The 12564-nt window shown below is 40.7% G+C and carries 14 protein-coding genes; 6 read left to right on the top strand and 8 right to left on the bottom strand.

Going from position 1 to position 12564, the window contains the following annotated elements:
- Positions 1-10 precede the first annotated feature (10 nt).
- Positions 11-943, bottom strand: a complete 933-nt coding sequence (locus A7967_RS02075) for a chemotaxis protein (protein ID WP_054203367.1) — start codon at positions 941-943, stop codon at positions 11-13.
- Between the two features lie 141 nt (positions 944-1084).
- Here A7967_RS02075 and flgA point away from each other — a divergent pair, with 141 nt between their 5' ends.
- The 3 genes from flgA (at position 1085) to flgN (ending at position 2612) form a co-directional block, all read left to right on the top strand.
- Positions 1085-1792 carry a flagellar basal body P-ring formation chaperone FlgA gene (gene flgA / locus A7967_RS02070; RefSeq protein WP_054203368.1) on the top strand — a complete coding sequence of 236 codons (708 nt, stop codon included), beginning with the start codon at positions 1085-1087 and terminating at the stop codon, positions 1790-1792.
- 78 nt (positions 1793-1870) lie between these two features.
- Positions 1871-2188, top strand: coding sequence for a flagellar biosynthesis anti-sigma factor FlgM (gene flgM, locus A7967_RS02065; protein ID WP_054203369.1), 318 nt, complete (start codon positions 1871-1873; stop codon positions 2186-2188).
- On the top strand, positions 2181-2612 hold the full coding sequence (flgN, locus tag A7967_RS02060) for a flagellar export chaperone FlgN (protein WP_054203370.1): 432 nt from the start codon (positions 2181-2183) through the stop codon (positions 2610-2612). Before flgM ends, flgN begins: the two co-directional genes overlap by 8 nt.
- Before the next feature lie 149 nt (positions 2613-2761).
- Here the strand turns inward: flgN and A7967_RS02055 are convergent, their stop codons facing one another.
- Positions 2762-3220, bottom strand: coding sequence for an LPP20 family lipoprotein (locus A7967_RS02055; protein ID WP_054203371.1), 459 nt, complete (start codon positions 3218-3220; stop codon positions 2762-2764).
- A gap of 158 nt (positions 3221-3378) precedes the next feature.
- Here A7967_RS02055 and A7967_RS02050 point away from each other — a divergent pair, with 158 nt between their 5' ends.
- Positions 3379-4572: a flagellar assembly protein FlgT gene (locus A7967_RS02050; protein WP_054203372.1), complete on the top strand. Its 1194-nt coding sequence runs from the start codon at positions 3379-3381 to the stop codon at positions 4570-4572.
- Positions 4573-4654: 82 nt separating this feature from the next.
- Here the strand turns inward: A7967_RS02050 and A7967_RS02045 are convergent, their stop codons facing one another.
- The 5 genes from A7967_RS02045 to A7967_RS02025 all read right to left on the bottom strand — a co-directional run bounded on the left by A7967_RS02045 (position 4655) and on the right by A7967_RS02025 (position 8921).
- Positions 4655-5413, bottom strand: coding sequence for a hypothetical protein (locus tag A7967_RS02045; protein ID WP_054203373.1), 759 nt, complete (start codon positions 5411-5413; stop codon positions 4655-4657).
- Positions 5400-6158, bottom strand: coding sequence for a hypothetical protein (locus A7967_RS02040; RefSeq protein WP_054203374.1), 759 nt, complete (start codon positions 6156-6158; stop codon positions 5400-5402). The genes A7967_RS02045 and A7967_RS02040 overlap by 14 nt, the downstream gene beginning before the upstream one ends.
- Positions 6145-6903, bottom strand: a complete 759-nt coding sequence (locus tag A7967_RS02035) for a hypothetical protein (RefSeq protein ID WP_054203375.1) — start codon at positions 6901-6903, stop codon at positions 6145-6147. Before A7967_RS02035 ends, A7967_RS02040 begins: the two co-directional genes overlap by 14 nt.
- Positions 6890-7633, bottom strand: coding sequence for a hypothetical protein (locus A7967_RS02030; RefSeq protein WP_054203376.1), 744 nt, complete (start codon positions 7631-7633; stop codon positions 6890-6892). The genes A7967_RS02035 and A7967_RS02030 overlap by 14 nt, the downstream gene beginning before the upstream one ends.
- Before the next feature lie 385 nt (positions 7634-8018).
- Positions 8019-8921 (bottom strand): LysR substrate-binding domain-containing protein, encoded by a 903-nt coding sequence (locus A7967_RS02025; protein WP_054203377.1) that lies wholly within the window; start codon positions 8919-8921, stop codon positions 8019-8021.
- Between the two features lie 113 nt (positions 8922-9034).
- On the opposite strand from A7967_RS02025, the gene A7967_RS02020 reads away from it, so the two are divergent.
- Positions 9035-9763: a glutathione peroxidase gene (locus A7967_RS02020; protein ID WP_054203378.1), complete on the top strand. Its 729-nt coding sequence runs from the start codon at positions 9035-9037 to the stop codon at positions 9761-9763.
- An 81-nt stretch (positions 9764-9844) separates the two neighbouring features.
- Positions 9845-11293 carry a dihydrolipoyl dehydrogenase gene (locus tag A7967_RS02015; RefSeq protein ID WP_064435341.1) on the top strand — a complete coding sequence of 483 codons (1449 nt, stop codon included), beginning with the start codon at positions 9845-9847 and terminating at the stop codon, positions 11291-11293.
- 121 nt (positions 11294-11414) lie between these two features.
- Here A7967_RS02015 and A7967_RS02010 read toward each other — a convergent pair whose 3' ends face one another.
- The gene (locus tag A7967_RS02010; protein ID WP_064435340.1) at positions 11415-12515 is read right to left on the bottom strand and encodes an alpha-hydroxy acid oxidase; all 1101 of its coding nucleotides are present in this window, start codon (positions 12513-12515) and stop codon (positions 11415-11417) included.
- Positions 12516-12564 lie beyond the last annotated feature (49 nt).

Raw genomic sequence — 12564 nt, 5'->3', positions numbered from 1 at the left:
CCTATCAGAATTAGTCACAATGAACCCATTTTTTTACTGCTGTTGCCAATTCATCTGGGTTAAATTTTGCAATAAAGTCATCAGCACCGACTTTTTCAATCATTGCTTGATTAAACACACCACTAAGCGATGTATGTAAAATAACATGTAACGGCGCAAGTTTTGGATCAGCTTTAATTTCAGCGGTAAGAGTATAGCCGTCCATTTCAGGCATTTCTACATCTGAAATCAACAAACCAACACGTTCAGTAATATCATGTTTGCAATCAAGTTCTGCAATTTCACGAAGACGAATTAATGCCTCTTTACCATTTTTAGCGAGTTCAGTTTGAACACCTAAGGGTTCCAGAGCACGTTTTACTTGGTTGCGCGCAACGGCTGAGTCATCAGCAATAAAGACGATACGCTCACCTAAGTCTTTTTGAATTTCACCATCACTAGCGATTTCGGCGCTAACTTCTGTATTTACAGGGCAGATTTCATTCAAGATTTTTTCTACATCAAGAATTTCAACCAACTCATTTTCAATTTCGGTCACTGCCGTTAAATATGAATATCGACCAGCCCCAGATGGCGGCGGCATTATTTTTTCCCAATTCATATTAACAATACGTTCAACACCACCCACTAAAAACCCTTGAACGGAGCGGTTATATTCAGCAATGATGATAAAACTATCTTTTATATTTTCGATTGCAGGGCCACCAACGGCCATAGATAAATCAATAACAGAAATTGTCTGCCCACGTATATGTGCAACACCTCGAATATACGCATTTGATTTTGGCATATTGGTTAAAGGAGGGCATTGTAGTACTTCTCTCACTTTAAACACGTTTATACCAAAGCGCTGCCGCCCTCTTAGCTTGAATAATAATAATTCAAGGCGGTTTTGCCCAACCAACTGAGTACGTTGGTTCACTGAGTCTAAAATGCCTGCCATTTCAATCTCCTAAAGAAAGCGAATAATAACGGAACAATAATTGCTTTCCTTCTTTAAAGCTACATAACATCGCGGGAGCGTCTATTCTTTGACGCTAAATATATATACCCTGTTTTCAACAATAAGCATAGTCGAAACATTATGAGTTTGTTAAAAAAAAGCCGAAGATACAGTGTTTTTTATTTTCTTGCTAGCCAATTTCTAGTATCACCTCTATACGCTCAATCTTACAGCAAGGAAGAATTACAAGAACTTGCGGTTTCGTACGTGGCTGATCAGTTAGGCCCTTCGCACCCAGAAACTCGCCAACTTAACGCACTCACCTTGGATAGCAGAATCCCTGATCGCAGTTGTCAAAGTCAACCTATGCTAACGATTCCTACAGAACCGCCCTTTAATCGTCAGGTCACAGTTCAAGTTAAATGTGATGATACGAATAGCTGGAGCCAATATGTTCACGTACGTGTCGTTGAGCTTTCTGCAGTAGTGGTCGCCAGTGAAAACCTCGCCAGAGGCGAAGTTATTCAAGATCATCATTTAAGTTTAATTATGAAGCCTAAACATTTTGTTCGAGTTCAGCATCTCCAAGACACACAGTTACTGATTGGCAGTCGTAGTAAACGAAATATACGCAGTGGTTTTCCTATTTCTATGAACCAAATATGTATGGTTTGCAAAGGCGACAACGTCACTATTTTTGCTGTGATCCGAGGGTTAAAAATTAAAGCTTCAGGTTTAGCCCTTGAAGATGGTACTTTAGGAGAGCAGATAAAAGTTAAGAATAAAAAATCAGGGAAAATTTTAAATGCCCGTGTTGACGGTGTAGAGTCTGTGCAGGTAAATATTTAAATTTCCATATTTATGCTAAAGTAACTAACATATATGCCGATAACTAGGCATCAGTTGGGTAATGTATAGGTTAAAATCATGGTAAGCCAAGTAAATAAAGGTCAACAACAGGCTAATGTGTTGGCCAATGCTAAACAGCAAAAAGTTGATTTACAAAATAATAGTTCACAAACAGCAGTGCAAACGGCGGCTCCTAAAGCTGCAACTGACTCTGTTAGCTTAACACCTCAAGCTCAGCAGCTTAAATCACTGCAAGAAAAAACACAGCAGTCATCTGGCTTTGATAGTAAAAAAGTTGAAGAGCTGAAAAAAGCAATCAGCGAAGGTAAATATCAAGTTGATACTGAAAAGTTAGCAAAAAGCATAGCTTCATTTGAGTTTGATGTGTATGGCTGATCATAATTCTTTAATATGCTCTAAGCTCACAATGCAGTTAAATTGCTTAACCTCATTGGCCAGTATTTTAGATGATGAATTAACAGCCATTGCATCTCGCCGTGGTGAAGGATTAAAAGATCTTGCCCAACAGAAGCTTAGTTTTTTAAGTAAAATTCAAACGCTCGATAAAGAACTAAAAACCTTAATGACGACTAATGATGAGCAATCAGCTGAACTCCCTGAACTTATTCATAATGTCCGAAAGCAACTAGAGTTTTGTAAGAAAAAAAACGACGTTAATGCTCATGCTGCTCATCAAGCAAATTTAACAGTTAGACAATTGAAAGATATATTAATTGGCGCGCCAACATCTATGACTTATGACCAAGGCGGCAGTGCTGTTCATGGTAATAATGAATTAGTTAGAAATCTAAAAGCATAAGCTTCTTCGTAACCAACACTTAAGATTATATTAAGCATTCCCTACTGCATCCAAATTTTAATGAAAGCGGCCTGTCATTTCTTTTAAAAAAGTCATACTTAGCACATATCAATAAAAATATAGCGCCTCGGGCATTGCATAACAAACTCTTAGTAATACGTTACTTTTTTAACTTCTCTTGGCTTAATTTCACCAATATATAAATCATGTACCCGCTTCATATCAAGATGCAACTCTGTAGCGTAGGTGTCGCCAACAGCATATGTTTTAACGACCTGCGCGCCTTTAATCACCCCTTGAACTTGACTTTGTAGCCGATCATTTTGCGCAATACTGCCTTGCACTGTTGTACCAGCGGTAATTTTTTGCCCATACACTTGCTCAGCAAGCTCACGGTAAGCTTCAAGCTTAGATGCTTTAATTGCCATGAGTGAACGTTGTGACTGGTTTTCCCCCTGTTGAGCGCTTATGGGGGCATACCCTATTGCTTTTAATATTGGGTAGTTATCTGGCTCTACATACTTATATTCCACATGTTTATCAAAAATACTACTACAGCCAGCTAAGCTCAGGCTTGCTAAAGTACAAAACAAAATTACAGTACGCATGGCATTTTCACGCTTTTAAAGAGTCATAATCGTCAGATTAATGCACAATTAATGCCAAGGTTAGTGTGTAATTCTGTTTTAAAAGCCTATAATTAAACAACTGGTACAGTCCTTGCTCTGTTATTCATAATAGCAAATGTAGGTATGGGGTTAGGAAAATGAAACGCGTGTTATCAATTATAGTGATCATCACTAGCTGGCTAAGCATTAGCTTTTTCTCTGTAAATGCATTTGCACAATGGTACGAATCAACCGGCCACGCCAGTATTAAAAATAACGATATTAGCGGCGCTAAGTCAGCGGCTATAAAAGATGCGATCACGCAGGCATTAGTGTTCTCTGGTGCACGCGTTACGTCAATGCAAACCTTAGTTGACGGCGTGCTAATGCAAGATCAGTTAAAAATAAAAAGCCACGGTGAAATTCAAAAAATAGAGATGATCAGCGAAGACCGAAGATCTGACCAGCTCGCGATTACGTTGCGTTTAGATATTTTCCCACAACAAGAGCACTGCCCGGCAAGCCAATTTAATAAATTTGTTGCGATCACTCAGACCCAATTAGTCAATCGTGAACAAGCAATGATGGGTCAAATTTTTGACATTGACAAAGCCACCAGCGAATCTCTCTATAAGACTTTAAATAAGTCGGCCATGAACGCTAAGCCCACCGCCTACTTTAATTTTCCTATTCGCGTTGGTGAGTTTTTTAATCAGCAATACGATTACAGTAACGCCCTATTAGAAGAAATTGCTATGCGCAGCAATTCGCAATACGTGTTATTAAGCCAAATGGTCGACATTTCAAATAGCGACAAACTTAATAGCGACTATGCCTTTTGGCAAGATGAAACATACCAACGTTCATACAAGGTCGACTTTGCACTATTTGATGGCACCACCTATGAGCGATTATGGCAAAAAAGCTATCGTAGCCAAGCTATTTGGCCTTTTGAAAAAACCGAGATTATTGATGTATTTAGCGAAAAATTTTGGGGCTCTGATTATGGTAAAAGCATCGAAGAAATAAACCAAACAGCGAGTTACGACTTACAAGCAGCAATGGCGTGCCTTGAAACACAAGGTAAGATTTTACATATTGAAAACGATAAATTAATTATTAATTTAGGGAAAGCGCACGGCCTAGAAAAAGGCCAGTTATTAAGTATTGCCCACCATAACTATTTAACAGACGCTGCGGGTAATAAAATGCCACACCTGATCACGACATTAAACACAGTACAAGTAAATCAGGTATACCAGCAAAGCGCAGTTGCGGTCAGTGTGAATCAGCAACCTTTACCCAACATTCAAATTAATGATGTAGTACAGTTAATTAACGTAGAGCCTTAGTCAATTATCGAGGTTGGTATTGGTATCGTGCGCAGCACAATTAAATACCATTACCGCCCCAAAAAAAAGTGCAGTTTTACGCTTATAGTCCTTCATATTCAGCCTTCCTTGGTTTTAAAATTTGCTTTCTACAGTCAACCATATCCCAACAATCCGTTTCAGGTACGCCGTAATACCAGGCTCTAAAAATAGGTTGATACTTTTCAATAACCCGTTGTTGCATACGTTTTGAAAAATGAGGTAAGTAAAAAGTTTTTATCACCGTAATGTGCCTTGTGATCGTATTTCCTAAATTAAAGCGCGCTTGGCGATACCGAATGTCTGCTTTTTTATATTCTCTGCTCTCAGGTGTAAAGTTTTGCATGTCTTGTTTAGGGCCAGTCGCCCACCCAGCTACTTTATTCATTTGTTCAGCAAACGGCTTAACGGTAAACGTGATATGTATGGGGTCATCAGCATCGGTGGGCCCAAAGCCTCGCGTAAATACATTGTAGTGATAATTAGGATGAGTAACCTTAAAAAGAATTGTTGCATAGGCATTGGGTTGTAATAAATCCACACGCTCGCGTGGGAAGGTAATTGGCTCGTTAGCATAGGCAGTTTTAAAGTATCTATAACCGGAGTCTATGCCACAACTACTATGACCACATGACTCTGTGTACACAGACTCTATCAAAAAAGGGAATTCTGGCACTGAGCCATCTTCTGTTTCAATCGTCACAACAATGGGCCCACGATAACCATGCGCTTTATCAAATAAAAAATCACAGCCTGATGTCAAAAAACACGCCAGTAACACACAGTAAAATTGCAGTGCAGTTTTACGCTTATAATCCTTCATATTCAGCTTCCCTTGGCTTTAAAATATGTTCTTGGCAAGTCATTTTGTTCCAACAATCTGTTTCGGGTACACCGTAATACCAGGCTCGAAAAATCGGTTGATACTTTTCAATCACCCGTTGTTGCATACGTTTTGAAAAATGGGGTAAGTAAAAAGTTTTGATCACCGTAATGTGCCTTGTGATCGTCTGCCCTAAATTAAAACGCTCTTGCCAAAGCTGCATTTTTCCATTGAAATGCTCATTACTATCTGGTGCCGCGTTCTTCATTATCACTTTGCCCTGCTCGGCCCACCCAGCTACTTTATTCATTTGTTCAGCAAACGGCTTAACGGTAAACGTGATGTGAATAGGGTCATCGGCATCGGTGGGCCCAAAGCCTCGCGGAAATCCGCCTTGGTGATAATTAGGATGGGTAACCGTAAACTCAATCGATGTATAGGCATTGGGCTGTAATAAATCCAAACGCTCGCGTGGGAAGGTGACTGGCTCATTAGCATAGGCAGCTTTAAAATATTTATAACCAAATTCAATACCACAACTACTGTGGCCACACGACTCTGAATAGGCCGACTTTATCAAAAAAGGAAATTCTGGCACTGAGCCATCTTCTGTTTCAATCGTCACAACAATAGGCCCGCGATAACCATGCGCTTTATCAAATAAAAAATCACAGCCTGATGTCAAAAAACACGCCAGTAGCATACAGTAAAATTGCAGTGCAGTTTTACGCTTATAATCCTTCATACTCAGCTTCCCTTGGCTTTAAAATATGTTCTTGGCAAGTCATTTTGTTCCAACAATCTGTTTCGGGTACACCGTAATACCAGGCTCTAAAAATCGGTTGATACTTTTCAATCACACGTTGTTGCATACGTTTTGAAAAATGGGGTAAGTAAAAAGTTTTGATCACCGTAATGTGCCTTGTGATCGTATTTCCTAAATTAAAGCGCTCTTGCCAAAACTGCATTTTTCCATTGAAATGCTCATTACTATCTGGTGCCGCGTTCTGCATCATCACTTTGCCTTGCTCGGCCCACCCAGCTACTTTATTCATTTGTTCAGCAAACGGCTTAACGGTAAACGTGATATGAATAGGATCATCAGCATCGGTGGGCCCAAAGCCTCGCGGAAATCCGCCTTGGTGATAATTAGGATGGGTAACCGTAAACTCAATCGATGCATAGGCATTGGGCTGTAATAAATCCAAACGCTCGCGTGGGAAGGTAATTGGCTCATTAGCATAGGCAGCTTTAAAATATTTATAACCAAATTCAATACCACAACTACTGTGGCCACACGACTCTGAATAGGCCGACTTTATCAAAAAAGGAAATTCTGGCACTGAGCCATCTTCTGTTTCAATCGTCACAACAATAGGCCCACGATAACCATGCGCTTTATCAAATAAAAAATCACAGCCTGATGTCAAAAAACACGCCAGTAACACACAGTAAAATTGCAGTGCAGTTTTACGCTTATAGTCCTTCATACTCAGCCTTCCTTGGTTTTAAAATTTGCTTTCTACAGTCAACCATATCCCAACAATCCGTTTCAGGTACACCGTAATACCAGGCTCTAAAAATCGGTTGATACTTTTCAATCACCCGTTGTTGCATACGTTTTGAAAAATGAGGTAAGTAAAAAGTTTTGATCACCGTAATGTGCCTTGTGATCATATCTCCTAAATTAAAGCGCGCTTGGCGATACCGAATGTCTGCTTTTTTATATTCTCTGCTCTCAGGTGTAAAGTTTTGCATGTCTTGTTTAGGGCCAGTCGCCCACCCAGCTACTTTATTCATTTGTTCAGCAAACGGCTTAACGGTAAACGTGACATGAATAGGGTCATCAGCATCGGTGGGCGCAAAGCCTCGCGGAAATCCGCGGTGGTGATAATTAGGATGAGTAACAGTAAACTCAATCGATGCATAGGCGTTGGGCTGTAATAAATCCAAACGCTCCCGTGGGAAGGTAATTGGCTCATTAGCATAGGCCGTTTTAAAATATTTATAACCAAAGTCAATACCACAACTACTATGACCACACGACTCTGAATAGGCCGACTTTATCAAAAAAGGGAATTCTGGCACTGAGCCATCTTCTGTTTCAATCGTCACAACAATGGGCCCACGATAACCATGCGCTTTATCGAATACCGTAGTGCAACTTGTTGTCAAAACACACGCCAGTAGCACACTCATGTGTATTACTAAATTTTTCACACTATTAACCTTCTATTTTAATAATTATTTAGCGCTAATTAGACTCAACCTTTTTACCTGACTGCGCGACAATTGTGCAATTAAAGAATCTATAGCATTTACTCTTGGAGCTGCTGTGACTACCAAAAGTGACGTTTTTTTTCAAAAGAGGAAAGAGTGAGATTAACGGTGAGAAAATATGAATATTCGCTTTATTATAATCACTTCCATATGATGAAAATAAAAAGCAGAGCTTAACTCTGCCTTTAAAAACAACTTTACATTAATATCACCCAGCCGTTTCAAAAAACCTATATAAACAAACAAAAAAGGTATTTAATAATTAGGCTAAAAATAAAAAACCATAACAAAAAACTAGAATAATCACGTTTGAATAAAATGGGTATTAACGTAGAGCCTTAACCAATTGTTGACCAAGGCTTGGGTGTTCACTGAGCCATAGAGCTAATTTATCTACCCCAGCCAAATGGGGGTAATGTTTACGACTCGCAAGCACAATGCTACGTTGTTGAGGCGGAAATATCGGTAAATAACTAATGCCAGCGCGCTCAACGCATGCCAGCTTTGGCACAAACGTTACACCATCATCCATAGCTACTAGCGCAAGTAATGTCTCAAGGCTGTTCCCTAAATATTCATTTGATACATCGACCCCTGCGGCAAAACAAAACTGCTGCGCTTGATCTTTAAAGCAGTGCCCATCGCTAAGCATTAATAAGCTACATGAGCGTAGTTCGTCTAAGGCAATTTTATCGCGCTGTGCTAATGTATTTTGCTCAGACATTGCCACTAAAAAATCTTCTTTGTATAAATTAACCGTATGATAAAGTTTAAGTTCAGGCACATCTGCTAGTATAGCGATGTCGAGTTCGCCGTTATCAAGCGCATTTAATAATGTGGCGGTTTGCATTTCAACAAAGGCAAATTGACTCTGCGCAAACGCTTCTTTCATCGATGTGAGTAAAGTAGGTAATAAATACGGTGCAATTGTTGGAATAATGCCTATTCTTACTTTACCTTGTAGTGGCGCCGATGAGGTGGCCGCTAGCTCTTTTAATATTTGGGTTTGCTCTAAGATCACTTTGATCTGCGTTAACAAACGTTCACCCTGCGTGGTTAAAGTAACGTGCTTGGTAGAGCGGTCAAATAGTGTGACTCCTAGCTCGTGTTCTAATTTTTTTATTTGACCACTCAGGGTGGGTTGACTGACATAACAGGCATCGGCTGCTTTACGAAAATGCTTAAAGTGCGCAACAGCTTTTACATATTCTAAGTCTTTTAAATTCATTGCAAACTCACTACTAATCGGTATTACCTATCACTATAATACAAACAAACGATTGGAACTATTGTTAATTTACACGCATAATGGCTATCAACAAATCAAGAGGAACAAAAAACATGTTAAAGAATATTGAAGGTCAAACAATCCCACAAGTTACATTCGCAACGCGTCAAAACGACGAGTGGAAATCAGTGACTACTGATGAAATTTTTAAAGGTAAAACAGTTGTTGTGTTTTCACTACCGGGTGCATTTACACCAACGTGTTCATCTACACACTTACCACGCTATAACGAATTAGCGGGTGTGCTTAAACAAAATGGCGTAGATGAAATTGTATGTTTATCAGTAAACGACACCTTTGTAATGAACGCATGGTCCGCTGACCAAGAAGCACAAAACATCACTGTATTACCTGACGGTAACGGCGAATTCACTGACGGCATGGGCATGTTAGTTGATAAAAGCGAGATAGGTTTTGGCAAACGTAGCTGGCGCTATTCAATGCTGGTTAAAGATGGCGTGATTGACAAAATGTTTATCGAACCAGATTTACCAGGTGACCCGTTTGAAGTATCAGACGCAGACACAATGCTTGAGTACATCAACCCAGAGCAAGTTAAGCCTCAAGCAGTAAGCTTATTTACTAAACCTGGCTGCCCATTTTGTAAAAAAGCGAAAGCATTATTGACTGAGAAAGGTCTTGTGTATGAAGAGATCATTATGGGTGCAGGCGCATCACTAACTAGCCTTAAAGCAATCTCTGGCCGTGAAACTGTGCCACAAGTATTTATCGGCGGAAAGCACATTGGTGGCTCTGACGATTTAGAAAAATATTTTGCTTAATATTTAACACCCCTCGCATAATTAATATTAGGGGCTAACAGCCCCTTTTTTTTGCCAAATATTCGCAAACAGGATACCACTATGAAAGAACTGCAAACCGACGTTGTTGTAATTGGTGCTGGCACCGCAGGCTTAAGCGCATACCGCAACGCAAAACAACACACAGCTAACGTATTAATGATTGAAGCAGGCCCATACGGTACAACCTGTGCGCGTGTTGGTTGTATGCCGAGTAAGTTATTAATTGCCGCAGCAGAAGCCGCACACGCTATTGAAGCGGCACCTGCGTTTGGTGTGCATAGCTCAAAGCCTACTATTAACGGTAAAGAAGTCATGGCACGAGTGCGCAGCGAACGTGACCGTTTTGCAGGATTTGTAGTAGAAGCCGTAGATGAAATACCCGCTGATGATAAAATTCGTGGTTATGCTAAGTTTTTAGATACAAATCGTGTGCAAATTGACGATCACACAATTATTACAGCCAAACGTTTTGTTATTGCCACCGGTTCGCGACCTGCATACCCAGGCGTATTTAATAACTTTGGCGACAGACTCATTATTAACGACGACGTGTTCGATTGGCAGGATCTACCTGAATCAGTTGCCGTATTTGGCCCCGGCGTTATTGGCCTTGAAATAGGGCAAGCTTTGCACCGTTTAGGCGTTAACGTTAAACTATTCGGTGTAGGTGGCGCGATTGGCCCAGTGACTGATCCAGTTATTAAAGATTACGCAAATACCGTATTCGCGGAAGAGTTTTATGTTGATACCGATTCCAATGTCTCTGATATGAAACACGTTGGTGATAAAGCACAACTTACCTATGTAGACAAAAACGGTGAAAAACAAACAGAGCAATTTGATTATGTGCTAGCAGCCACAGGTCGCGTGCCAAATACCGATAAACTAGGCCTTGAAAACACAGGTATTGAGCTTGATGAACGCGGCGTGCCGCTTGCCAATAAATACACCATGCAATGTGGCGATTCAAACATATTTATCGCAGGGGACGCCAGTAACATGATCCCTCTGTTACATGAAGCCAGCGATCAAGGTACTATCGCAGGGCAAAATGCAGGACGATTCCCTAATGTACAATCCGGCCTGCGCCGTGCACCTATTGCCGCAGTATTTAGCGACCCACAAATAGCCATGGTGGGTGAAAGCTACAAGCAAATAACCGCCCGCTTTGGTGAGTGCGGTTGTTTTGAAATTGGTGAAGTCAGTTTTGAAAACCAAGGCCGAAGCCGCGTAATGCTAAAGAACAAAGGCCACATGCGTTTATACGCAGAGCAAGGCACTGGCTTGTTTTTAGGTGCTGAGTTTATCGGTCCACAAGCCGAGCATATCGCCCACTTACTGGCATGGGCTGTACAAAACAAAATGACCGTGCCGCAAATGCTCGACATGCCATTTTATCACCCAGTAATTGAAGAAGGCCTACGTACCGCCCTGCGTGATTTAAATGCCAAACTTAAATTTGGCCCAGACATTATCAACCAATGTATGGAATGTGGCCCGGGCGCTTAGCCTTTGACGCATTATGGAGGCTTTAGCCTCCTTTGCTTTTAGACTTATATTGAGAATAAACTATCTCAATGCCGTTATTTCTAATAATAACGGCTAATAAGCTTATTATCAGCAACTCCGGTTATTTATTTTGCAAACAATCTTGGGTTATTTCAGCCAAATTATTACAGCCACACATCGCCATAGTAAATGCTAACTCATCTTTTAATATACGGATCATATGAGCAACACCTAAAGGACCTGCGCTTGCGAGTGAATACATTAAGGGCCTACCAATCAGCACACTATTGGCCCCTAATGCCAATGCTTTAAAAATATCACTGCCACGGCGAATACCACTATCAAGCAAAAGTGTAAAATCATCGCCAACAGCGTGGCGTATTGCCGCTATTTGCTCAATGGGTGATGCAACAGTATCTAGCACACGCCCACCGTGGTTCGATACCACAATACCCGCCACACCTAATTGCTGTGCTTTTAATGCATCTGCAACACTTAAAATTCCTTTTAAAATAATAGGTAACTTAGTTTGCGCTTTTATCTCTTTAATTGTTTGCCAACTAGGTGCTTGTGCTAAACACTGCGCTAAACTTTGCGCGGTGGGTTGCTGATAATCAGCAATATTAATTGCACTAATGTGTTCTGGCAAACAAAAACCACTGCGTTGCTCAGCATTACGTAAACCATTAATAAGCGCATCTACCGTAATAACAAGCGCACTGTAACCCGCTAGCTCTGCTTTTTTAATTAAATCAAAAGTGGCGCTAGGCTCAACTTGAATATAAAGCTGAAACCACTGCGCCGCAGCGCCTTTAAATGCCGCAACATCTTTCAATGGTTGGCTTGATAAGGTACTTAGCACCATGGCAACATCTTGCGCGCTCGCAGCCTGTGCGGTGGCAATTTCCCCATCGGGATGACATAATTTCTGATACGCTACAGGCGCTAGCATAAACGGCTGACTATGGTGTTCCTTAAACGGCTGCTGCGAGAACAATGAGCAGGTCGTATCGGGTAATTGCACGCCACTTAATACCAGAGGCTTAAGCACTATATCAGCAAAACACTGCCTATTACGCTGTTTAGAAATACCATCAGCGCCAGCACCATTGATATAGTGCCAAAATGAATCAGGTAAATGCTCGCGGGCATAACGGCTATAATCATCTAAACATGCCACATCAGCTGGAATATGGTTAAGTATGTTGTAAGTATGTGGCATAGTTAATTAACCTAAAATTTGGGTAATAAATATCTCTGCGTCAGAGAGA

Origin of the sequence: Pseudoalteromonas neustonica (genome assembly GCF_001653135.1) — a bacterium.
Classification (GTDB): Bacteria; Pseudomonadota; Gammaproteobacteria; order Enterobacterales; family Alteromonadaceae; genus Pseudoalteromonas; species Pseudoalteromonas neustonica.
This window is presented reverse-complemented; position numbering and strand designations above follow the sequence as displayed.